Annotated in this window: 29 protein-coding genes and 4 pseudogenes; 15 read left to right on the top strand and 18 right to left on the bottom strand. The window is 58.5% G+C overall.

The features are described from left to right. Positions 1 to 124: 124 nt before the first annotated feature. Positions 125 to 841: a Crp/Fnr family transcriptional regulator gene (locus AABQ55_RS12040; RefSeq protein WP_272805171.1), complete on the top strand. Its 717-nt coding sequence runs from the start codon at positions 125 to 127 to the stop codon at positions 839 to 841. 303 nt (positions 842 to 1,144) lie between these two features. Here AABQ55_RS12040 and AABQ55_RS37765 read toward each other — a convergent pair. The 9 genes and pseudogenes from AABQ55_RS37765 to AABQ55_RS11995 form a co-directional block, all read right to left on the bottom strand. Beyond that, positions 1,145 to 1,246: pseudogene (locus AABQ55_RS37765) on the bottom strand (IS630 family transposase); the annotation flags it as partial. Between the two features lie 276 nt (positions 1,247 to 1,522). Beyond that, positions 1,523 to 1,759 carry a DUF6894 family protein gene (locus AABQ55_RS12030; RefSeq protein ID WP_272805170.1) on the bottom strand — a complete coding sequence of 79 codons (237 nt, stop codon included), beginning with the start codon at positions 1,757 to 1,759 and terminating at the stop codon, positions 1,523 to 1,525. Between the two features lie 98 nt (positions 1,760 to 1,857). Then, positions 1,858 to 2,040: a hypothetical protein gene (locus AABQ55_RS12025; RefSeq protein WP_338341903.1), complete on the bottom strand. Its 183-nt coding sequence runs from the start codon at positions 2,038 to 2,040 to the stop codon at positions 1,858 to 1,860. Positions 2,041 to 2,085: 45 nt separating this feature from the next. Continuing rightward, positions 2,086 to 2,286, bottom strand: coding sequence for a hypothetical protein (locus tag AABQ55_RS12020; protein ID WP_272805168.1), 201 nt, complete (start codon positions 2,284 to 2,286; stop codon positions 2,086 to 2,088). Positions 2,287 to 2,342: 56 nt separating this feature from the next. After that, entirely contained in the window at positions 2,343 to 2,591 is a 249-nt protein-coding gene (gene acpP, locus AABQ55_RS12015; protein ID WP_272807443.1) for an acyl carrier protein, read from the bottom strand. Between the two features lie 147 nt (positions 2,592 to 2,738). Continuing rightward, the gene (locus AABQ55_RS12010; protein WP_272805167.1) at positions 2,739 to 3,026 is read right to left on the bottom strand and encodes a hypothetical protein; all 288 of its coding nucleotides are present in this window, start codon (positions 3,024 to 3,026) and stop codon (positions 2,739 to 2,741) included. 243 nt (positions 3,027 to 3,269) lie between these two features. Then, complete coding sequence (locus tag AABQ55_RS12005; RefSeq protein ID WP_272805166.1) at positions 3,270 to 3,620, bottom strand: hypothetical protein; 351 nt, start codon at positions 3,618 to 3,620, stop codon at positions 3,270 to 3,272. A 291-nt stretch (positions 3,621 to 3,911) separates the two neighbouring features. Beyond that, positions 3,912 to 5,072: a GGDEF domain-containing protein gene (locus tag AABQ55_RS12000; protein ID WP_272805165.1), complete on the bottom strand. Its 1,161-nt coding sequence runs from the start codon at positions 5,070 to 5,072 to the stop codon at positions 3,912 to 3,914. Between the two features lie 291 nt (positions 5,073 to 5,363). Further along, a complete protein-coding gene (locus AABQ55_RS11995) occupies positions 5,364 to 5,555 on the bottom strand; it encodes a hypothetical protein (RefSeq protein ID WP_272805164.1) in 192 nt (63 codons plus the stop codon). A gap of 236 nt (positions 5,556 to 5,791) precedes the next feature. On the opposite strand from AABQ55_RS11995, the gene AABQ55_RS11990 reads away from it, so the two are divergent. The 4 genes from AABQ55_RS11990 (at position 5,792) to AABQ55_RS11975 (ending at position 8,108) form a co-directional block, all read left to right on the top strand. Then, positions 5,792 to 6,001 carry a cold-shock protein gene (locus tag AABQ55_RS11990; RefSeq protein ID WP_272805163.1) on the top strand — a complete coding sequence of 70 codons (210 nt, stop codon included), beginning with the start codon at positions 5,792 to 5,794 and terminating at the stop codon, positions 5,999 to 6,001. Positions 6,002 to 6,280: 279 nt separating this feature from the next. Beyond that, on the top strand, positions 6,281 to 6,508 hold the full coding sequence (rpsU, locus tag AABQ55_RS11985) for a 30S ribosomal protein S21 (protein WP_272805162.1): 228 nt from the start codon (positions 6,281 to 6,283) through the stop codon (positions 6,506 to 6,508). 158 nt (positions 6,509 to 6,666) lie between these two features. Then, positions 6,667 to 7,707, top strand: a complete 1,041-nt coding sequence (locus AABQ55_RS11980) for a fatty acid desaturase (protein WP_272805161.1) — start codon at positions 6,667 to 6,669, stop codon at positions 7,705 to 7,707. Positions 7,708 to 7,868: 161 nt separating this feature from the next. Next, positions 7,869 to 8,108, top strand: a complete 240-nt coding sequence (locus AABQ55_RS11975; RefSeq protein WP_272805160.1) for a hypothetical protein — start codon at positions 7,869 to 7,871, stop codon at positions 8,106 to 8,108. Between the two features lie 445 nt (positions 8,109 to 8,553). Here AABQ55_RS11975 and AABQ55_RS37760 read toward each other — a convergent pair whose 3' ends face one another. Continuing rightward, a complete protein-coding gene (locus AABQ55_RS37760) occupies positions 8,554 to 9,027 on the bottom strand; it encodes a BA14K family protein (RefSeq protein WP_443021092.1) in 474 nt (157 codons plus the stop codon). 762 nt (positions 9,028 to 9,789) lie between these two features. On the opposite strand from AABQ55_RS37760, the gene AABQ55_RS11965 reads away from it, so the two are divergent. Together AABQ55_RS11965 and AABQ55_RS11960 are read left to right on the top strand one after the other, a co-directional pair. After that, positions 9,790 to 10,143 carry a response regulator gene (locus tag AABQ55_RS11965; protein WP_272805159.1) on the top strand — a complete coding sequence of 118 codons (354 nt, stop codon included), beginning with the start codon at positions 9,790 to 9,792 and terminating at the stop codon, positions 10,141 to 10,143. Positions 10,144 to 10,231: 88 nt separating this feature from the next. Further along, positions 10,232 to 11,275, top strand: a complete 1,044-nt coding sequence (locus tag AABQ55_RS11960) for a sensor histidine kinase (RefSeq protein WP_272805158.1) — start codon at positions 10,232 to 10,234, stop codon at positions 11,273 to 11,275. A gap of 78 nt (positions 11,276 to 11,353) precedes the next feature. Here AABQ55_RS11960 and AABQ55_RS11955 read toward each other — a convergent pair whose 3' ends face one another. After that, positions 11,354 to 11,500, bottom strand: coding sequence for a hypothetical protein (locus AABQ55_RS11955; RefSeq protein ID WP_272805157.1), 147 nt, complete (start codon positions 11,498 to 11,500; stop codon positions 11,354 to 11,356). A gap of 328 nt (positions 11,501 to 11,828) precedes the next feature. Between AABQ55_RS11955 and AABQ55_RS11950 the strand changes: the two genes are divergently transcribed. The 4 genes and pseudogenes from AABQ55_RS11950 to AABQ55_RS11935 all read left to right on the top strand — a co-directional run. Continuing rightward, positions 11,829 to 12,101 carry a hypothetical protein gene (locus tag AABQ55_RS11950; protein WP_272805156.1) on the top strand — a complete coding sequence of 91 codons (273 nt, stop codon included), beginning with the start codon at positions 11,829 to 11,831 and terminating at the stop codon, positions 12,099 to 12,101. Positions 12,102 to 12,116: 15 nt separating this feature from the next. Continuing rightward, positions 12,117 to 12,502 (top strand): annotated as a pseudogene (locus AABQ55_RS11945) (hypothetical protein); the annotation flags it as partial. Between the two features lie 63 nt (positions 12,503 to 12,565). Beyond that, positions 12,566 to 13,654: an extracellular catalytic domain type 1 short-chain-length polyhydroxyalkanoate depolymerase gene (locus tag AABQ55_RS11940; protein WP_272805155.1), complete on the top strand. Its 1,089-nt coding sequence runs from the start codon at positions 12,566 to 12,568 to the stop codon at positions 13,652 to 13,654. A gap of 20 nt (positions 13,655 to 13,674) precedes the next feature. Then, positions 13,675 to 14,218: pseudogene (locus AABQ55_RS11935) on the top strand (catalase); the annotation flags it as partial. A gap of 573 nt (positions 14,219 to 14,791) precedes the next feature. Here AABQ55_RS11935 and AABQ55_RS11930 read toward each other — a convergent pair. The 4 genes from AABQ55_RS11930 to AABQ55_RS11915 are packed head-to-tail and all read right to left on the bottom strand — an operon-like array spanning position 14,792 to position 16,048. Then, entirely contained in the window at positions 14,792 to 15,061 is a 270-nt protein-coding gene (locus AABQ55_RS11930) for a DUF1488 family protein (protein WP_272805154.1), read from the bottom strand. Beyond that, positions 15,058 to 15,573, bottom strand: a complete 516-nt coding sequence (locus AABQ55_RS11925; protein WP_336314373.1) for a hypothetical protein — start codon at positions 15,571 to 15,573, stop codon at positions 15,058 to 15,060. The genes AABQ55_RS11930 and AABQ55_RS11925 overlap by 4 nt, the downstream gene beginning before the upstream one ends. Before the next feature lie 33 nt (positions 15,574 to 15,606). Continuing rightward, complete coding sequence (locus AABQ55_RS11920) at positions 15,607 to 15,753, bottom strand: hypothetical protein (RefSeq protein ID WP_272805153.1); 147 nt, start codon at positions 15,751 to 15,753, stop codon at positions 15,607 to 15,609. Continuing rightward, positions 15,746 to 16,048 carry a hypothetical protein gene (locus AABQ55_RS11915; RefSeq protein WP_272805152.1) on the bottom strand — a complete coding sequence of 101 codons (303 nt, stop codon included), beginning with the start codon at positions 16,046 to 16,048 and terminating at the stop codon, positions 15,746 to 15,748. The genes AABQ55_RS11920 and AABQ55_RS11915 overlap by 8 nt, the downstream gene beginning before the upstream one ends. Positions 16,049 to 16,678: 630 nt before the next feature. Between AABQ55_RS11915 and AABQ55_RS11910 the strand changes: the two genes are divergently transcribed. The 4 genes from AABQ55_RS11910 to AABQ55_RS11895 all read left to right on the top strand — a co-directional run bounded on the left by AABQ55_RS11910 (position 16,679) and on the right by AABQ55_RS11895 (position 19,345). Then, a complete protein-coding gene (locus AABQ55_RS11910; RefSeq protein ID WP_272805151.1) occupies positions 16,679 to 17,575 on the top strand; it encodes a transglutaminase family protein in 897 nt (298 codons plus the stop codon). Positions 17,576 to 17,652: 77 nt separating this feature from the next. Then, entirely contained in the window at positions 17,653 to 18,468 is an 816-nt protein-coding gene (locus tag AABQ55_RS11905) for a transglutaminase-like domain-containing protein (RefSeq protein ID WP_272805150.1), read from the top strand. A 212-nt stretch (positions 18,469 to 18,680) separates the two neighbouring features. Beyond that, positions 18,681 to 18,941 (top strand): antitoxin, encoded by a 261-nt coding sequence (locus AABQ55_RS11900; RefSeq protein ID WP_272805149.1) that lies wholly within the window; start codon positions 18,681 to 18,683, stop codon positions 18,939 to 18,941. Further along, positions 18,938 to 19,345: a type II toxin-antitoxin system VapC family toxin gene (locus tag AABQ55_RS11895; protein WP_272805148.1), complete on the top strand. Its 408-nt coding sequence runs from the start codon at positions 18,938 to 18,940 to the stop codon at positions 19,343 to 19,345. Before AABQ55_RS11900 ends, AABQ55_RS11895 begins: the two co-directional genes overlap by 4 nt. Positions 19,346 to 19,497: 152 nt before the next feature. Here the strand turns inward: AABQ55_RS11895 and AABQ55_RS11890 are convergent. The 3 genes and pseudogenes from AABQ55_RS11890 to AABQ55_RS11880 form a co-directional block, all read right to left on the bottom strand. Further along, positions 19,498 to 19,712 (bottom strand): annotated as a pseudogene (locus tag AABQ55_RS11890) (IS701 family transposase); the annotation flags it as partial. Continuing rightward, on the bottom strand, positions 19,693 to 20,505 hold the full coding sequence (locus AABQ55_RS11885) for an amidohydrolase family protein (RefSeq protein WP_272807440.1): 813 nt from the start codon (positions 20,503 to 20,505) through the stop codon (positions 19,693 to 19,695). The gene AABQ55_RS11885 and the pseudogene AABQ55_RS11890, both read right to left, overlap by 20 nt. Positions 20,506 to 20,717: 212 nt before the next feature. After that, complete coding sequence (locus AABQ55_RS11880; protein WP_272805147.1) at positions 20,718 to 21,398, bottom strand: hydrolase; 681 nt, start codon at positions 21,396 to 21,398, stop codon at positions 20,718 to 20,720. Between the last annotated feature and the right edge of the window lie 74 nt (positions 21,399 to 21,472).

Below are 21,472 nucleotides of genomic sequence, written 5' to 3'. Positions count from 1 at the left end.
GCCGACATTCGTTCTCTCATCTAAGCGTCTACCCGACTGTTCTATTTCCCTCGGTGAGGACTGCCTCCCTGCTTGATGTTCGCGGAGCGAAAGATAGATCATTCCTCTGAATGAGGAGGCACAAATGGCCGCACTGCAACCCGATATGGATCAGAACCGGCTCCTGGCGACTTTGCCGAAAGCCGATCTCGAACAGATTGCCGACGATCTCGAATATGTGTCGTTGCCGCTTGGTACCTCCCTTGCCGGGGTTGGGAAACCGATCGAGTACGTCTACTTTCTCACCGACGGCATTGGTTCGGTGGTTGTGACGACGCCTGAAGGATATCGGACGGAAGCAGGGATATTCGGCTTCGATGGCTATGTGCCTACCTCCGCTATCGCCGGCGTGGAAGTCAGTCCGCACGACGTGGTCATCATGGTGGAGGGTGGCGGCTATCGCATGGCGTACGATGCTTTCCGCCTCCGAATGGACGGGAACCGCAATATGAGCAAGGTGATGATCCGTTCGATCGAAAGCTTCTCCGTCCAGCTGGCCTATACGGTGACCTCCAATGCCATCCACGATATTGACGTCCGCCTCGCCCGATGGTTGCTGATGTGCCATGACCGCATCAAGGGCGACAAGATCCATCTCACCCACGACTTCATTGCTACCATGCTGGCGGTCCGGCGACCGAGCGTTACGACTGCCCTCCATGTGCTTGAGGGTCATCACTTCATCCGCTCTGAGCGGGGTAACGTCGTCATCCGAGACCGACCCGCGCTGCAAGAATATGCGCGGGACGCCTACGGCAAACCCGAAATGGAATTCGAGCGTTTAATGAAAGATCTCTTCTAGAGCAGATTCGCCTTACTGCATTCGTTGTACATGAACGCGCAGAAGCAGTTGGCGACGACGGACCAGAGTGCGCGTCGGTTCTTGCAGCGGCCTTTCGCAGGAGGGCCTTGAGCTTGGAGAAGGCCATCTCGATCGGGTTGAAGGCCAGCGAGTATGACGGCAGGAATAGAGCAGGGTACCGTTCTTCTCGATCGCCTTGCGCATGCCGCTGATCTTGTGAGCGGGCAAGTTGTCCATGATCACGATGTCGCCGGGGCAAAGCTCAGGTGCGAGACCTTGCTCTGCGTGGACACGGCAGTCTCGGATCAGCCTCTCGGGGTCGAGATCGAGCGGGCCGTCGAACCAAGCTATGCGGCGCCGCAGAACATCGGGGCGCTGCCGCTCGGCGGCGTGTGCCGTCTTTGTTTGAACGTGATGCCGCACCCCGGTCCAGGAACAGCCAGACAGTCGTGGGCGGTAAGGCGCTCACCGATCTTGAAATCTCATCTTCAATCGCCGCAATTACCCACTCACGAAGATCGGCGCTCAGGCTCCTCGCCATCTCCACCTCCCGAAAACCAACAGGAGCAGTGAATCAGACAAGGGACCTCGCGGGAAGCCTCAAAGCGACTCTGCGTTTATCGAAAATGCCCTCGATCGACGGCCCACCCCTGAGGATGAGAGCAAAGCTGCATCCAAGCTTCATTCAAGGTGAAACGTCGCGCGAAACGGAATTGTATGGACGACTTCGCCCGCTTCCGTCGTGATCTCGAAACGCTTTCCATCGATCAGCTCTCCAGACTTCACACGTTCTGCCACAATCTCGCGTGCCGAAGCGACGGCCTCATCGATCGCAAGGTCGAGGGTATCGAAGTCCGCCCCTTCCTCGTCAAGCTTTAAGTCCTGACCATTGCGTACGTTGAAAAAGTACCGGGTCATCACGCCCTCCAACACAACCCAACTGCGCCAGGAAGGGTTTGTTCCGTTCGCAGATTGCCCGAAAATGGATGAGGACGCGCCAGCCAGTGCTATCGCCATCACCTGGAACTGCGCCGAAACCGATCAATGGAATTGAGAAAGCCGCAATATTCAAACGCCTTCTCAAACGGCAGGTCCACAAGCGGCCAGCTTGAGGGCTTGGCAGTTGCCCCGGTGAAAACATCATAGATCGTCCATTCGAGATTGGGCTGTATGCGAATGGCATAGCGTTTGGTTTCCATTGGCCGTTTCTGCCGCGCGCCTTCGACCACAAATATCTCCGATTGCTATTTTCGCTTCAGCTTTGGCAGCGGTACGGGATTGGCCGCCTCTTTCGCCAGGCGTAGCGCGCGCAGCTTCTCGGTCTTCTTTTCTCGCGCTGCCGCCTCCTGATCGACGATCCTCCTTGCTATTGAGTTGGTCTCCGCCGCCTTTTTCTCGGCGCTCGCTTTTGTCGGCTTGGGGAACTGTTTTCTGGTCGCTGTCATCCATCGACTCCTCTGTCCGCGACGGTTTCTAAGCAACCTGGGCATGCGCTTGCCTGTCACTGCCGTGACGCGACAACGAAGTCGATGGCGTCCCGAACCGTCAAGAACTCCGCGGCCGGCTCGTCGGGAACGGCAATGCCAAACTCGTCTTCGATAAGCATCACGATTTGGACCACTTCCAGGGAATCAGCACCCAGGTCGTCGACGATTGAGGCATCATCGACGACCCTCGATTGCTTGACGGCCAACTGTCCGGTAATAATGCTCTTCACACGCTCAGCGATATCGGCTCTTGCATCTTCCATGTGTGATCCTTGCCCTGATGAAGGATAATTACTGCGACGATGCGGGCTGACGCGATTGAGAGGGATGAAGACGGTCATACCGGCCTTGATCCGGACGATAGGCCCAAACAAAGCCGACCGCCAAAACCACGATGACAATCATCGCTGTCAGACGATTGGACATAGTGGCCACGCCGTAGTGGAGCCACCCTCGTTTTCCCAAACCTCAACGCTGATGCGCTGCTCCTGCACGCGAGTCCTGCGGGATAGAGGATAGTTTCCAGCATCGATCGTCGCCGACTTGATCAAGCGGATAAGGTTTGCTGCATCTTCGCTCTTGGTCTCCTGCTCCGGCGAAAGGCTGCGGGTCTCATAGTCAGCGTTTTTGAGAATCTGCCGGAGGACGGTTCGGCGTCGTGCTCCCGGATCGGGACCTTTGAAGATGAGAATCACCATAGCCAACCCTCCGCGAGGAGGACGAGGATCATCGCCAGGCTGGCTGCAAAAAACAGGTAACCGCTTGCAGCAGCCCATACGTATCGTTGCTGCCTGTGAAAGAAAGTGGAAGACATCGAGTCCTCCTTCATTTTCAGGGCCAGGGTAACCAACCCTCAAACAGCAGCGCCCTTGTCAATGGCTGCTGGAATAAGAACCTTGCGCTTGATGCCCCGCATTGGCAAGTCCTCAATTGCAGTCGTTTCATGCTGGCAGCGCGCCAAAGTTTGCGGTCGACGGATGAGAAAGCGAGGCGTACTGTTCGTCATTGGTGGCTTTTGGCAAGGGCGCCATCGCTGAAGGTCGCAAGGCTTCCGCCCCAAACACGCAACAATGCGCACCAAGCGAATTCCCCGGCTGTTTTTGAAGCCGCCCATCGGCACCAGGGCAGGTCATTTTCCCGATTTCGGCGTCTTGCCCAATAACGAACGATGTCCGGTCGTCCGAAAAAACAAGAAACATATTGTCATCGAAACATTTGACGAGGCTGGCGTTAGGCGCATCCGGGTTGTTCTTTTGCTGTCTGTCGTCAACGACGTGGCTTACATCGTTCATGACGATGTGCTTACCACACTTTGCCTGGACACGGTTACAAACGCCTACAACGTCGATGACGGCATGCCGACGCTGGAATTGACGGCACAAAAGCGACGGTTCGATGCCTGAGCGATCAGGCGCTCCAGAGCTCGGCGACATTCATATCCTTCGAATAACGGTCATCGGCATCGTTGGAGACGATCCTGATGTCGTCGGATCTCAGCACCGCATTCAAGCGCCTGACGGGACGATCGCCCCTGCCGGCAGGCGCCAGACGTGGAAAGCAGCCGGCATTACAGAACGACCGACTCATGCGGCGAGGAGGTGGCCGTCGCTCACCGCAACCCTGTTGCGCCCACCCTGCTTCGAGCGATAAAGGGCGGCATCGGCTTCTTGCAACAGCAGCGCCAACGGCGTCTCCGCCGAGAGCGCCCGGCCCACCCCGATGCTGAGTGTCGGATGCACCGTGAGCTCGGTTCGCAGGGCGATCACATCGGCAAACGCGCGCTGGATCCCGTCTGCGATCAGGACGGCTTCATCGATGGAAGCGCCATCGAGGATCGCCACGAACTCGTCACCGCCGAGGCGGGAGAGAAGGTCGCCCGAGCGCAGTTGCCCGGACGCGGCGCCTGCAAAAAGCCGAAGCGCCTCATCGCCAGCCGAATGGCCGTGGCGATCGTTCAACGTCTTGAAGTGGTCAAGGTCGAACAGAAGAGCGACCGGCTGGCGGCCCAGCCTCTCGAACGATCGTGACAATCCCGCGCGGTTGAGCAGCCCCGTCAACGGATCGTGCAGGGCGAGCCTCGCCAGCTCGCAATGGCTCCGCTCGGCCGCCATCATCAGCATGACCATGCTGCGCAGCAGCAGGAACATCACGGCCGTGAGCGCCAGCCAGACATGCGCATCGTTGCTGGCGTTCTCGAACAGCCCTGCTCCTCCGAGATCGCCCGTCAGTGCCAGTGTGCCGCGCATCGCAAAGATCATCGCGGTCGGGATATAGAGCGCGACTAGGAGCCAGGCCGAATAGAGCCTTTCCCGCCTGCCCAGCCGCAATCCCTCGCGGATGATCGCGAGATCGATCAGGCCGCATACCGCCGAGCCGAAGGCGACGCGGCCCATGGTATCGGCGCTGCCGCCGAGAAAGACGATGATCACCACGCTTCCTGCGAGGATCGCTCCGAGCGAGTAGCGCAGATAGACGGGGCACCCTGCGAAGACACGGATCGCGACGAACATCAGCACGTAGCCGGCCAGAGTGACGGCATTGCCGATATCGATCGAAAGAACATCGGGAGCGAGATCGCGCAAGGCGATGCAGAGGCAGCCGAGACCGGTGAGGATGTTGCTCGCGCTCCACCAGAGCGGCCAGCGCTGGAACCGTTCGGTCGCGTAGGCTGCCAGTTGGAGTGCGCCCAGGACGATGAGCGTCAGCGATGCAACGACATAGATCGTCCGCAAGTCCAGCGCCAAGGATATTATCCCCCGATAACAATCATGCCTTGGAGCCTAAGGGGGAAAGTTTGCAATTCGATTTGATCGATTGCTAAACTTTTGCCTTTCCCTTCGCGAAGATGAGACTTTCCGCGGTGAATCGGGAAGTCAGCCGTGGCCGTCATGCGACGAGTTGTTGCAAAGCGGCTGACAGCCTCGGAAAATCATAGGGTTTGGGAAAGAACAGTGCTCACGGCGCGTGACGCGTGATCCAAAGCGTTCCGAAGACCATGATCACGACGGTCGGCACACCCACTACGAACCCACCGATCATACTGTCCCGGAATGCTGTAGTACTTCGCCGCGCTCCACGCCCGTCGTCGCGACAGGCCAGCTCTCCACCTTGAAGGCGCCGATCAGCGTAATGACGGCGATGCGGATGCCGAGCATGTGGCCCAATAGGTGACGATGACCTGCATCAATGAGGTAGATCAGGAACAGGCCGATAGCGGCGAGCGTCATGAGTTTCTCGCAAAATATTAGTCACCAATATTTGTTTTTTCCAAAGAAAAATCTATATTCTATCAATTAATTTCAGTTTTACCTTTTATATCTCTTGTATAATTTCCAGAGAACAGATATCAAAAAGAAAATTTTTGTGAGATTTGTCTTCGCTTGATTGGCTTTCCTATCATTGTCGATTTGCCTATTCCCATTCCGGTGGCGGATTTCACTATGAATCCGAAAGGAATATCGCTATGAATGCAGGCATGTTGAAGTTTTTCAACACGAACAAGGGGTTTGGCTTCATTTCCCCGGATGACGGCGCCACCGATGTGTTCGTGCATATTTCCGCGGTTGAACGCGCAGGTTTGCACTCGCTCGTCGAGGGCCAGAAGGTGAGCTACGACGTGGTTCAGGACCACAAGTCGGGCAGGAGCTTCGCAGACAACCTGCGCGCCGCATAGAATTCATGCGCCTCTTTGCCGACCACGGATGTAACTGGCGGCAAAGACGGCGGGGGGACAAAGAGGCCGGGGTAATGCCCGGCCTCTTTGTTTCCTGCACACGTAATGAATTGCGCAAAAGAGCTAGCTATAAGCCGAGCAATTTTCGCTCTCGGCGATACGGTGCTCAAACCGGATCTCTTTCGTCAGACGGAAACCAACTCAACCCTGCCAGATTATAGGAGTCCTGTCGGCCGACTAGAAGAAACAGCAAATGGCGCTGCTCTGAAATGACAAGATTTGCAAGTGCTCGTTCGCGACAACAATGTCGACCAGGGGAAGATGCAACGCGAAGGGCTTTTTCGCGAAATGAAAGCACGCAGTGCTTATGAAAAAACCTCACAGAAACGAGTGCGAGAAAAGGCCGAAGCCATCAGGCGGGCTCGCAAACTCGCCCGCAAGAAGGCGCAACGGGAAGGCCTGATCGCCTCGCCCAAAAGGAAGACCGTCGTCAAAGGCAGCCGGTAAGGAGGAGTGCCGATGGCGCGCCCAAGACAATATTCGTCTAAGCCGACGAAGCCAAACGCGGAGAAGAAGGCAACGGACATAAGCTTCATGGCAAGAGGCATTGTCGAACAGGAAGCTACTGCCCGCGGCAAAAAACCGAAAGGACGCCACAGCTGCCGATGACCCGGATAAACACAATTGCTCCCAGCAGCCCCGATCATGAAAAAGCCTGGCTGAAAATCCTCTCCGCCTATCGCAAGCCCCATATTGGCCGAAGCACGTTCGAACTGGCCGTAACCCTTGTGCCCTTTGTTCTCCTGTGGGCCAGCGCTTGGGCGTCGATGCACTTCGGTTACTGGTTCGGCCTGATCCTCATTGTGCCGGCAGCCGGGTTCCTTCTGCGCTTGTTCATGCTGCAACATGACTGCGGCCATGGCTCCTTCTTCGGCCGGCGCCGCCTGGATGATTGGACGGGACGGGCGATCGGTGTGCTGACATTGACACCCTACGACTACTGGCGCAGGGCCCATGCTGAACATCATGCCTCGGCCGGCAATCTCGACAAACGGGGTATCGGTGATATCACCACGCTCACTGTCGCAGAATATGGAACGTTGACGCGTCGAGGGCGGCTCGGCTACCGCCTTTACCGGCATCCGATCGTCATGTTCGGCATCGGTCCCGCGTGGCTCTTTCTCTTCAAGCAGCGTTTGCCGTTCGGCATGATGCGATCCGGCGCCCTGCCATGGGTTTCGACGATGGCAACGAATGCCGCCATCGCAGCACTCGCCGCCCTTCTTGTCTGGGCGGTCGGCCCTGTTCCGTTTCTCGTCATCCATCTGCCGATCGTGCTCCTTGCCGGAGCGGCAGGCGTCTGGCTGTTCTTCGTCCAACACCAGTTCGAAGACACCTATTGGTCTCGGCCTCCGGAGTGGACGTTCCAATACGCGGCCATGCACGGCGCCTCGCACTACGACTTGCCCCGCCCCCTGCGTTGGATAAGCGGCAATATCGGCATGCACCACATCCATCACCTGTCGAGCCGTGTTCCTTTCTACCGGCTTCCGGAGGTTCTACGTGACTATCCTGAACTGCGAGACTTGGGACACATCACGATCAAGGAAAGCCTCCGCTGTGTGAAGCTCGTCGTCTGGGATGAAGCATCGCACCAAATGCTGTCGTTTCGCGACGCGGGAGCACGTCGTAAAGTCGCAAAGTGAAACCGCAACCGTCAGCAAACCATGCTGCACAGACAAAGACGCGCAGCGCACCAACCATCAATGAACTTCAAGGATTCGCACAGGGTGATGGGTGGGGATCCAATACCTGCAATTTGGCGGCCGCGGCCGCCCCCTGTCACCAAATGGATTGAGATTAGACAATGAAGACCCTGAATGAAAAATTTCTCATTATTTTGAGTGCTTTCCACAGCGTTAGATATGGCGTGTCCCCGTCCGTGCTGCTTGGTACCGTCGAAAACCATTCCAAGAAGTATGGCCTCGCGGGAAAGGAATACACCGAGACCGTCGAAGCGGCGATTGGCGCTGGACTTATTGGCCTCACGTCCGACTCATCTCTTTCAATCAAGGGGGCGGGGCGAGCGAAGCTGGGCAAACCGTAGCTCGCTGATCATACACTTCGCGGCACAAGAGGCATTGTCCCATAGCAAAGCATGGGGTCGATAACGCCTCCGGACTGCCAAGGAAGCCGAGTTACAATCAGGTGCCGCTCGGCGGTCATTGCATGGGGAATCTGATCGAACCAGCGGCAGCACATCACTAGCCTGCGACGCGATCCGGCCATCGGCGCCCCGCGCTCATTGTTCCATTCCTGCAGATCGTTTCCATCGGGCGGCCGAAAGTCTGCTCGAGTTGCTCCGCCAGCGCGCGGGGAGGCTTCACGGGAAGGACAAGCCGCATCAGTCGAAGCGACATGCTTGAAGAGGATTCGCCACGTCGGCCCATTGCGCTTAGGTTTTGACAACCGCTTGCTGGTTTACGGTTATCCCCAAAGTCGTACCCCGCCTCGTTTTGCGAGACGGGGCCGAAGTTCTCAGCCGTAGCGGATTAGTTGTACGGCGAATTGCAATAGGCCCTCACGCCTGCCCGCGGCACATACGTGTTGTCGGAAGCGCGATATGTCCGGTAGCGATCGGCGCACCACTGGACATGACTGCCGCCGTAGCTCGTCGAAGGCTGTGACATCGCGCCTCCGATGATGGCTCCGGCTCCGAAAGCCGCAAGCGGATACCACCAACCGTCATTGTGACGGCGATAACCCCGGCGATGTTCTCGGTAACCCCGCTGGCCGTTATACCAACCCTGGCGGTCGCGACCCGGCCGGCGAACCTCCCGCCTGTCGCGTCTGTCCCGTCGAACCTCTCGCCCTCCTCGAAGCCATTCTCTCCTGTCCTGAACTTGCTGCACGTCGCTTTGAATAATGACCGATTTAAACGGTACGCTCATCGGTGCAGCCAGCGCGGGGGACAAACCAGAGAATACCGTGGCAATGGCAATTGCTATTATCGATAGCTTTTTCACGTTCTCTTCCTTTCAAGTGACGCCCAAGCATAGGGGTCATCAATTGAACGCTGAATGAACGCGAAGTTTCCGACAGTAACGATATCGTGTGCCATATATGGAGAGGCGGACGATGCCGGAGCTGAGGCGGCTTAACAAAGCGCATTCCGGGGACTGTCGCCTTTGGGGTCGGATTATCTGGCACCAGCCTCGCAATGACCTTAATTGAATTGTTGCTAAATTTGCGCGTGGGGCGCATTGTCCAATCTTCGGTAGCCATCGACACGGGCGCTACCGCTTGTGGGATAACCTCCTTCGCCCGCAACACGAAAGAAGGACGGTATGTCTTCCAAAGTCTCTGCCATAGATTTCAACCCAGCCTGCAACCGCATTCTCAACCAGATGCTTCATAAGGCGGGCTATGTCACTGCCAGGATGCAGCCGCTGGCAGGTCCCCTTGCGCGGCAATCCAAAGCCGTACTCGTTCGGTTTATGTCTGGCGTTATGCGCGATGGCGCTGCCGGCACGCCCAGCGAACCGAACTCAGTCGCTGCGTTCGGCCGCGCTTAGAGCCGAATGCGGCTGATGACGAGACCCACACGAGGTCACGCTCCAGTTCGCGCGAGTTGAGGCCCGGTCTCGCCGTGCGCGCCCCCGGCACAATCTGCGTCGGGCTTTCCTGGACAAATGCAGTTCCCACGATGACGGAGATCACGACGCCTTCAATCGAAGAAGGAACGTTGCGCGGTTCCAAGGGTTGGTGAGGATTGACAGGAGAACCTCGTGCGCACAGCCCTTGTAGTGGAAGACGAAGTGCTGATCCGCTTGACATTGGTCGACGCGCTGCACGAGGCGGGCTTCGACGTCGTCGATACTGGCTCGGCAGACCATGCTGTCAAGATCATAAACGAGCAGACGATCCACCTTCTATTCACGGATATCCAGCTGCCGGGCAAGCTGACGGGCCTCGATCTCGCCCAAAGAGTTGCCGAGCGTTTTCCCGATGCCGGAATCATCGTGGCATCCGGCCGGATACAGCCAACGAGCGCGGATTTACCGCCCAGGGCAAAGTTCTTCGCAAAGCCATTCCGCTTCGACCAAATCATCGAGTGCTTGAAAGCAATGAATCGTCACTAGATTTCGGCTGCACTCCGCATGCACATATATGACTGCGCAAGCGATGTGATCCGTGGCATAACGTGTGGGGCCGAATTCGAGAGACTTCATGAAGATTGCTGGCGATGCCGAAACGATTTCATCACGAGAGCGCTTCCTTGAGGCGATCGTGCAGAGCGCGATCGATTACGCCATCATATCCATGGACCTCGACGGCCTCGTGACGAGTTGGAATGAAGGCGCTGTCAAAATACTAGGCTGGGAAGCCGAGGACATGATCGGAAAACCGGCGACGGTTTTTTTCACGCAGGAAGATAGGGAAAATGGCGTTCCGCAGAAGGAGATGACCGCCGCCCTCAACCGCGGACGGGGAAATGACGAGCGATGGCATCTGCGCGCTGACGGCACGATGTTCTGGGCCTCCGGCGAAATGATGGCTTTGCGTGCGCCCGACGACAAGACGATCGGCTTCATCAAAATCCTTCGCGACAGAACCGGGGAACGTGAACGGGCGGAGCGAGAGCGTCTCCTGATGCACGAGCTCGCCCATCGGATGAAGAATACGCTGTCTGTCGTCCAGGCGATCGTGACACAGTCCTTGCGGAATGCGGTTTCCCTGGACGATGCGACCGACAAGCTTCAATTGCGTATCGCAGCCTATGCCAAGGCCCATGAAATCCTGTTGCAGAGGGACTGGGTAAGCGCAACGCTCGCGGACGTCGTGGCGGCCGCCAAAATGAACATCGGGTTGGACGGGAGCTCTCGGATCAGATCAAGCGGGCCTGATGTGCACCTCGGACCACAAGCGGCTCTATCATTTGCAATGATTTTTCACGAACTCCTCACAAACGCCTCGAAATATGGAGCTTTGTCGAATGCAGAGGGGTATGTCGACATAACATGGGCAATCGAACGTCGCGATGCCACGGAGACGCTCGTCACATGCTGGCGAGAGATCGGCGGTCCGCGCATCGCGAATTCCGAACCGGATCGCAAGGGGTTCGGCTCGCGCCTCATCGTTTCCAGCCTGCAAGCCTTCGGTGAGGCGAACGTCTCCTACAGGCAAGAGGGGTTCGTCCTCCTTGCCGAGTTACCGCTCGCAAAAATTCAGCTCCAAAGTGACTTATCCGCGATTGAAAAGTCGACGCGCTGAGGCAAGCCCGCATTGCGGCATCTTCGCCCTCGTCAGCCAACAAAAAAGGCCGGGGCGAAACCGCACCGACCTTCCTCATCATCGCTTGTCTACCAGTGCCAGTACATCCGTGGTCAAAAGCATGAAGCGATGGCGGCGATTGCGAGCGGCAGAGATTTTCCAGCGCTCATCAGCAATACCGATAAATGATATATAGGCGGTCACTTTGTCGAAAACAAGCTTCATGCGACATGCTTGCTTGCGAACTGCGGGCAATCTTTGTTTCACGCCTTCAAGCCACAGAAATGATGTGTTGCCAAAGGAGGGAAATAGGTCCACAGTCCTTGTTCCAGCAGCCATCTTACGGGCGCTGCTGTTTGAGGGTTTATTACCCTGGCCCCAAGCGAGGAGGACGCCATGTCTTCCCTATTTCACCAACCGAAGAAATACGATTTTGCGACCCTGGCCGGTTACGTCTTATCCGCAACGAGCCTTGCGATGATCGTCTACATCCTGATCGAGGGATGGCTGTGGTAATCCTCAACGGCGAAGACGACGGGAAGCGGTGTTCGAAATGACCGAAAGAACCACACAAACTGAAATCACGTTCACGCATCCGTTTCGTCTGGAGTCCCTTTCTGAGCCCCTGGAAGCGGGCACATATCGCCTGGTCGTTGACGAGGAGTTGATAGAAGGCCTGAGCTTTACCGCGTATCGGAGGGTGGCGACCCACCTTGAGATTCCCGCGATTTCGGTCGCGATGGCCAGACGCCAGTTCCTTCAGGTATCGCCGGCAGAGATCGACGAGGCATTGGTACGCGACGGAGCAGCCCCGCTGTCGCGATGACCGGCACGTTGCTACCTGCCCGTCGACGTTGAATCCAGCACGCCGGCTTTGGCTTGGGGTCCCGTTATCGGCGGCTCGGTGGCCGCAGCGGCCACCACAATCATTCTTCTTCTCCTAGGTTCCAGTGTGGGCCTCACGATGCTCTCACCATGGGCAGGCAACAGCGCTTCCTTCACGACAGTCAGCGTCACGGCCGCCATCTGGTTCGTGGTCGTTCAGTGGCTGGCCTCCGCGCTTGGCGGTTATCTGGCCGGCGGCTGCGGACGAAGTGGGCTGGCGTTCACACGGACGAGGTGTTCTTTCGCGACACCGCGCACGGCTTTCTGAGCTGGGCACTGGCAACGGTGAGGGCGGCTTCTTTTCCAGCATATGGCAGAACAATTTTATTGTGCAGCGCAGCAACCTTATTGCGGCCGAGGGGTTAGAGTGTATGCGCCGGTCCGGCGCACAACCCGGAGCCCCCCATGAGATCCCTGTCCGATACGCTCGAACGGCTTGCGCGGCTGCGCTCCGTCAAACCCGCCGCACCGGCCGGCTCCATCCTGAGGAAGCTCGATCATTTCGGAGGCAACCCGGGCGGCCTGACGGCCTGGCAGCATGTGCCGAAGCAATTGCCGGCAGCACCGGCTTTGGTGGTCGTGCTACACGGCTGCACACAAACCGCCGCCGGCTATGATGCCAGCTCCGGCTGGTCGGCCCTCGCCGAGGACTACGGCTTCGTAGCGCTCTTTCCCGAACAGAACAGACAGAACAATGCGAACCTTTGTTTCAACTGGTTCAATGCCACCGACACCCAGCGGGACCAGGGCGAAGCGATGTCCATCCGGCAGATGATCGCCAGCATGGTCATCGAACACCGCATCGATGAGCGCCGGATCTACATCACCGGCCTTTCTGCCGGGGGCGCAATGGCCAACGCCATGCTGGCCTGCTACCCGGACGTCTTTGCCGGCGGCGCCATCATCGCCGGTCTCCCATACGCCGCCGCCTCGACCGTCCCGGAAGCGTTCGACCGCATGCGCGGCGAAGGAATTCCGAAGACTTCCGCCTTGCAGGCAAACCTGCGCGTCGCCTCGCGACATGAAGGCGCCTGGCCGACGGTTTCCGTCTGGCAGGGAACGAGCGACAACACGGTGGTTCCGGAAAACGCGGCCGCGATCATCGCGCAATGGCGTGGCGTCCATGCGGTTCCGGACCAGCCCACCCAGGTCGATACAATCGATCGACATTCACGGTCCATATGGCGCGACGATCGCGGCATTGAGGCACTCGAGCTCTACAGGATTTCCGGCATGGGGCATGGTACGCCGATCGACACATCCACCGGCTATGGCAGGGCCGCGCCATTCATGCTCGACGTCGGTCTTTCCTCGACGGTGCAGATAGCCAGAACCTGGGGCCTTGCCGCCTCCTTCGAACGCCGCGAGCGCCCGCAGGCGTCGACCTCTGCGGAAAGAACGATCACGCAGCAACCCCCATCGAGCGGCGGCGCCGGCAACAATATTCAGTCCGTCATCGAGGGGGCACTGCGTTCGGCCGGCCTAATGAAATGACTGCGGGTTCAGCGCCATCCATGAAGAAAATAACCGCTTCATCGCCGCACGACGCAGCCGACGCCGCCACCATCCACGATGTGAAGCCAGGACGGGGCGCGGGCGGCGAACTTCATCAGACCGCAGAACGCAACACACCCTTGCTGACGACTTTCATTTCCGCGAAAAGACCTTCCAATTCGACGACGAGTGTATTCCCGACCGGGTCGTCCATGCCCGTGGCTATGGCCCGGAACGCTTCTTTGATATCCATGAGGCGCTTGCTGCCTATACCAGGGCCGACCCTTTCCAGCGCCTTGGCGAATGCACGCCCGGCTTCGTTCGCTTCTCGACGGTCACGGGCAGCAAGGGGTCCTTCGACCTTGCACGCGAAGTGCGGGGCTTCGCGGTGAAAATCCATACGAGGGAGGGAACTGGGATCTTGTCGGCAACAATATCCCAGTCTTCCTCATCAGGATGCGATCAAGTTCCCGGACGTGATCCATGCCGTGAAGCCTGAGCCCGACTGGGCTCTTTCCGCAGGCCCAGTCCGCCCATGACACCTTCTGCAACCTTATCAGCCTCTTCGACGCTGTCGCGCTGTTGATCTCCGTCGAAGCATCGTCGACCCGGTGAAGACGCGAGGGCCCGCGACCTCGCCGCCGATGCCTTTCAGCACTGCAAGTTTGTCGGCTACGACGCGTCGGCGATACCATTGCTTGTAAATGGCCGGCATCGGCTATGCTCTTGATGAGGGTACCGTTTGAGGAAGAGCTTGCACGCTTCGTATCGGATCTCGGCAAGCTGCGTGTGTGGGGACAGGAGTCTTCGGTAAAGCTTGGCAAAGCCTCAGCGGCGATCGAGTAGGATCACGAATGGGGCGCGGGGGCAATGCCGCGCTTTTCGTCACGGGTTCTGATGCGCAGCACGGACTGGATCATTTCCATTTCACGCGATGAAACTTCAGGAACTCTGGCATCGGAAGACATGTCGTCCTCCTTTGATTGGGGCCAGGGTAACTAACCCTTGAACAGCAGTGTCCATACCATGGCTGCTGAAGAAACCCCATGAGCCTCCCCCGCCTCGTTAGCAAGGATTCAATAAGGCGAAGTCGAGGGAATGCCTCTGATGGCGGCAGAGGTCGCCAGCTGGCATCGCCTAGCCAAAGTCGGAAGTGGTCAGCGTGTTCGAATTGCGCCGATGCTTTGTATACACTCTCCTTGCAGCGTCGTAGATGGGCGTGCGCATCGCATCGAAAGCCGAAAGGCACTGCGCTTCCGACATGCCCGCCGCTCGTGCGCGGCCCTCGGCCAGCGCCTCGGCCTCGACGAAAAAACGGATCTCGAACATGCCGTCATGGCCGAAAAAACGCACGGCATTGCGCACCTCGTCGAAACTGCGGGCCGGGTTGGGGAATGCCAGCGTCATGACTGGCACCTGTTGCGTTCGTTTCTGCGCCGAGCGTTGCGTCGATTGAGCGTCAGCATGCCGTCGGTCGCGTCCGATATGGTGAGGTCAGTCAGCGTGCAGCCGTTGATCCGTGCCGGGACGCCGGTGAAGACATGATATACAGTCCAGGTTCGATCCCTCTCGATCCTCCTTCCGTATTGATGGTCGAGTGCGTCGGTAGCGGACGCCCCGCCTTCATTCTCCCAAACCTCGACCCTAAGCACCTGTCGCTTGTGTTCAGCATGAATATTCATGGGTTTTAACCTTTCATCCGGAGTTCCCGCGCGGATTTCGCCCGTGTAGAGCCTGTTTCCGTCTGGATCACCAAGGGACAGCGCGTCGGGTTTCTGCGGCATGTTGAGAGTTTTCGAAAGCTGATGGGTAATTTCGATTGCGCTGACGAGATCGATGGCATCCAAGGTTTCACGACCGATAACAGCATAGGCATCGTCCGTTTTTCGAGTCCGGTAAAACGCAATTACGAACTTCATTACCTTCCCTCCCCTCTCGGACAATCACCGTCGTCACGCTTTACCCTTGGAACGCGGCGCATTGCTGTTTGCAGCAAGTTTCAGATGGCTGGCGAACGATGATGCGTCGGGCTTGGGTGCGGCCTTGTCCTGCTTAGGCTTCCTGGTCTCGCGATTGCTACGTTTCTGTCCCTTAGCCATGGCCGAAGGTCCTTTCGATAAGAGTGGCTCCCTCGCCTGATGAAGTATTTACCGGCGTGAGCTTGTCCTGTGTTGTCACCCGTTCGTGACGTTCGTCGTCATTACGAATGCGATACTGCGGAAACGCACCGGCCGACGGGAGGGTGCCGGTAATGCGATAGATGCCGGCGATCGAAGGTCGCGATTGGAAGCCGCCCTTCAGCCGGACAGCCTGCCCCACGGCGTAGAGATGCCGCGTTGTATCCGGGCGGACCTGTCGTAAGAGGTTTCGGGAAATAGTCTGGTTGTCGGTCATGTCTGGTTGTCCTGTGTCGCGCTTTGCACGCCGGCTCCGGCAAATGAATGAGGCAAGCGATCCCTTGCCACGCAAGCCGGGTAGCAGAAGTGTCTTGGAGAAATGCACGATGGTCTACGCCGTGCGTCTGGTTAGGGTGGGCCGTGTCCCGAGGTGGCCCGCCGCTCTCCCGAGCCGGCGCACACCCGCATCCGCCCGTTTCAATGCATCGACTGGAACGGCATACCGCACCATTGGCGCATAGATTCGCTATCGAGTATTCAAGAAAGAGGGTGCGTCTCTGCACCGCGAGGCCAGGCCAGCCACCAGGAAGCCTATTCATGCGCCTCGATTGCGTGGAAAACAAGGCGTGTGAAGCTGGGGGGGTCGAACCAATAACATCCTCGCCCGGAACGCATCGTCGAAACAAAGTGGCTGAACCGCTGCATGGGCCTGTCTCATCCCCCGTTTTTCACACAACTCGTGCTGCTCATTCGGCAACCGTCGCGACGGACGCAATCCGCCACGTCTTCACTATTACCTGTGTTTACCCGGGACGGTCTGTTATGAATGGCCCACGCATTGCTTTCGAACAACGCGATATCGAGGTTTCGAAGTCAGCGCCGCCCCGCAACACGCATCGGTGATTGGATGACCATTTTCTCCGTCCGGCATGTCACCGCCTATCGCTACAGGAGACGCGTGGCATTCGGCGAGCATCGGCTGCTGTTCCGGCCAAGGGACAGTTTCGATCAGACGCTTTTGAATTCTCGCCTGATGGTGAAGCCGCAACCGGACCATGTCCGGTGGATCCATGACGTCTTCGGTAATTGCGTCGCCCTCATAGGCTTTGCCAAGGCCTCACGTGACCTTCGCTTCGAAACCGTCATTCGCCTTGAGCACACACCACTGGCCGCAATGGATCTGCAGATCGACGAGGAGGCTTTGACCTATCCGTTTGCATACGATCCCGAAGAAGCACCGGACCTGGAAGGAACCATCAGGCGTCAATACCCCGACCCGGAGGGTGAGGTCGCCAAATGGGCGCAGCAATTCGTGCGGATCGGGCAGCCCACCGAAACCGGGCACCTGCTGATGACGATGTGCTACGCGATCCATGAGGGTTTCGTTTATGCCCGCCGGTTGGAGCACGGGACGCAGGCTCCGGTCGAAACCCTCAAGCTCCGGCGTGGCACCTGCCGCGATTTCGCGCTGTTGATGATGGAGGCGGCTAGATCGCTCGGGCTCGCTGCACGCTTCGTCACCGGTTACATCTACGTTCCGGATCGCGATGGTTCAACCACGCTCGGTGGTGGGTCGACCCACGCCTGGTGCCAGGTTTATCTGCCCGGCGCCGGCTGGGTGGAGTTCGACCCCACCAACGGCATTGTCGGCAACCGCGACCTGATCCGCGTCGGTGTGGCCCGCGATCCGAAACAGGCGGTTCCGCTTTGGGGTAGCTACGATGGCAGCGCCTCCGATTTCGACAGCATGTCCGTACAAGTGAACGTTACAACCGACGATCTCGGCGCCAGGCTCCATGGATGAGCGGAACACCCGCCTCGCCTGGACGTTGCCGCTGAACAGCCGTTTTGGCAGGGGTTCCTCCTCATAAGGATGCAACAATGAAAATACGCGCTGGGTTTCACCTGGGCTACGAATGCAAGCAGGCGACGCCGATGCTGCTGGTCCTCAACATCCATCCGTCACGCCGCGCGGATCTTCTCACCGAACAGGTGCTGAGTTTCGACCGGCCGATCGAAAGCTGGGGGTATATCGATGGCTTCGGCAATGCCTGCAGCCGGATCGTCGCGCCGCCGGGGCTTACCACGATCTCCACGGAGTTCGAGATTTATGATGGTGGCCTGCCAGATCCCACGCCGGAAAATGCCTTCCAGCACGATATCAAGGATCTGCCGGACGACGTGCTGGTGTACCTGCTCGGCAGCCGCTACTGCGATACCGACCACCTTGCAGACTTCGCCTGGAAGACGTTTTCATCGACGCCTCTCGGCTGGCCGAGGGTCCAGGCGATCCTCGACTTCGTTCACAACCACATCGCATTCGACTACCAGAAGGCCGATCCTCTCAGGACAGCCTATGGCGGATACAAAGACCGGACAGGCGTGTGCCGCGACTTCGCGCATCTCGCCATCACGCTTTGCCGGTGCATGAACATTCCCGCGCGGTATTGCACGGGCTATCTCGGCGATATCGGCGTACCGAAGGACCCGAACCCGATGGATTTCAGCGCCTGGTTCGAAGTCTATCTCGGTGGCCACTGGCATACCGTCGACGCGCGGCACAACACGCCACGCATCGGCCGCATCCTGATGGCGACCGGCCGCGACGCCACCGACGTGGCGATGACGACCGCCTTCGGGCCGGCAATCCTCTCGCGTTTCGAAGTCGTAACGGAAGAAATCACCCACGCTGCCTAGCGGGTCATTTGAAGCGCGAGATCGAGAACTGTGCTAAATTGAAAAAATCGCATCAGCGGCCCATCTCCTAGAATAAGCGCTCCGATCTACGGCAATCGTTTCGGGAGGGCGGAATATGTGGGCGCAAGCCGACGCTCTTCGTGATGTCGGCGCTTGAATCCGAGATCGAAGCAATGTATATACTAGAAAGTATATACAATAAGGAGGCACGTATGCCACATGTCGCACGCGTATTCCAATCCGGAAACTCTCAAGCAGTTCGCCTGCCGAAGGAATTCCGTCTCAACGTCGATCGTGTGGAAATCACCCAGGAGGGCGATGCGCTCATTTTGCGTCCGCATGTCGAGCGTGGTGAATCGTGGTCGTCGCTGAAGGCTGCGCTGGCGCGCGGCCTAAGCGAGGATTTCTTGGAAAGCGGGCGCGAACAGCCAGACCCACAGGACCGGCCGGAGTTTGATGCGGTGTTTCCGTGATTTCGCATCTCCTCGACACCAACGCGGTCATCGCCTTGATCGGCCGCAGATCGGAAGAATTGGTCAATCGAGTGCTCCAGAACGCCGAAGGGACAATCGGCCTGCCGTCGATCGTCGCGCATGAACTCTATTTCGGGGCACAGAAGAGTGCGAAGGTTCAGCACAACCTCGAGACCTTGCGCTTGTTGTTCGCAGATTTTCCGATCCTCGATTTCGACCAGCGCGATGCTTTTGCCGCCGGCGAGATTCGGGCTGCTCTGGCCGCCAAAGGCACGCCCATAGGTCCCTATGACGTCTTGATAGCAGGGCAAGCCAAAGCTCGCGGCCTGATGCTCGTCACCAACAATATGGGCGAGTTCAACCGGGTCGAGGGCCTTCATGTGGAAGACTGGTCAGCGAGCTAGCATTACAGGTGCGTTTTGGTTTTCAGATGAGCTCGTCAAGCGGCCGCCTGACCAGCGCGTCTCCAGCGTGACCATGCGATGACGTAGGCAGGCCCCTATGCGACACTGCGAGCTTGACGGCAATGCGGCGAACCTCCGGACAGACCATTGGATCAAATCCTGATGGTCAGCATCCGCAGTCTTTTTTGGATGTCTCGTCGCTAGCGCGGTACCGGATCAACGTCATCATGCGAAGGCGAGGGAGACGTGGCGATGCCAGCCATGCCCCTGACCAGGCTTCGTTGTGATCGAGTCCGAGCTCCTTCTTGGCGGTCTCGAAGCTGCCTTCGATCGCCTGACGATGGCCTTCAACGTAAACGAGCGTCTGGCTGACGAAACGCCATGACATCGCGGAACCATTGCGCCTCCACGCCCGACTTCATGGCCGGGATACGATATCCGGCGCGGATGGTGAGCTTGCCCTCGCGGTGCAGGGCAAAGAGCCTGTCGTAGCTCGACGCCGGGCCTGCCGACGGATCGATGAAGCCCGTCATCCCGCCACTGTTCAGCGCGGTGAAGAACGCCTGCAGGCTTTCCTTCCTGCGCGCTTCCTCCTGCGGCGCGATCTGTGCGAAGAGCGCATTGTAGGATGCGATGGTGCCGAGCAGTTTGCCCGTCGCCTTTCCATCCGGGCCGCGCTCGATGGTGATGCCCGCAGAAACTGCAGGCTCCGCATCGTCGAGCCTCAGCGCTTCCACGCCTTTGGCGTTCACGAGCGCGTAGTCATAGAGATACTGGATATAGGCCGGGCGATCCGGAACGGCCTGCGTGAGCTCGGCAAAGGTTGGAGGTCGTTTTTCCGCGAACTGTTCGGGAAGCCATGATCCGACGACGGCAACCCATTCAGTTTCGGCGCGGTCGCGCGCCGCATCCTGCAACGCTTGAAGGGCGTCGGAAAGGTTTGTCTCACCGTACCAGTACGTTTCGAAGGTGAAGGTCTGGCCGCCTCGAATGGCATGACTATGCGTATCGACCAGGCCGGGAATGACGGTTTTTCCCTTCAGGTCGATGACGCGCGTCCGATCGGTCTTCAGCGACGTGATCGCCTCGTCATCACCGATTGCGGTGATGCGCTCGCCCGCAATCGCCAAAGCGCTGGCCCGGGGTTTGTCCGTATCCATGGTCACGATGACGGCGTTGTGAAGGATTAGGTCCGGCCCGCCGGCCAAAGCCGCGCCGGCAATCAGGAGCGAGCCGACCGAAGCAAGGATCGTCTTCTCGAACAGATATCTCATCGTCTTCAAATCCTGTGTGGAATCCATCGGGTGCTGCCCGAGAGCAGTTGCAAGGAACAAGGGCCGCGGAGTGGTCCGCGGCCCCTGCCTGCCGCACGTCAACCGCGCTGCGAGTCGAGCTGCTCGTGGTTCTTCTCGACGTCCTGCGCCTTCAGGTAGCTTTCGATCAGCAGCTGGTAGGCCGGGAAGATCTTGGTGTAGATATTCGCCCATTCCTGGGCGTCGTCACGGTGCCAGGTCTTCTGCAGCTCGGAGGCGACGGCGGCGGTATCCATCGGCACGACGCCGGCCTGCACGACGCGGGTGAGCGTGATCTCCTCGGCCATCTTGGAATAGGTGCCAGAAGCATCGATGACGGCAAAGACCTTGTAGCCGTCCTGTACGGCCGCGATCGACGGGAAGGCCATGCAGACGCTGGTGATGGTGCCGGCAATGATCAGGGTCTTGCGACCGGTCGCCTTGACGGCGGCGACGAAGTCCGGATTGTCCCACGCGTTGATCTCGCCCTTGCGTGCGATATACTGCGCATGCGGTGCATTCTCGTGGATTTCCGGGATCAGCGGGCCGTTCGGGCCCTGCGGCACGGAGGCGGTGGTGATGACGGGCATCTTGGACAGCGTCGCCATCTTGGCAAGCGCTGCGGCATGGTTGCGCAGCACCGGCATCGGCATGTCGCCGACGGTCTGGAAGAGGCCGCTCTGATGGTCGATCAGCAGCATGACGGCGTCATCGGCATCGATGACAGGACGCTGGCCGTTGAAGTTTGCGGGAGTGCTCATGTCAATTTTCCTTAGTTGCAGTTGCAGGTTGAAGGGAGGGGCCGGAAGCATTTCCGGCCCGGTCTGCCTCGGAG

The sequence above is a fragment of the Shinella sp. WSD5-1 genome (genome assembly GCF_963942435.1).
GTDB classification, from domain to species: domain Bacteria; phylum Pseudomonadota; class Alphaproteobacteria; order Rhizobiales; family Rhizobiaceae; genus Shinella; species Shinella yambaruensis.
Note: the sequence above shows the minus strand (reverse complement) of the source record. Positions and strands in the feature narration are given on the sequence as shown.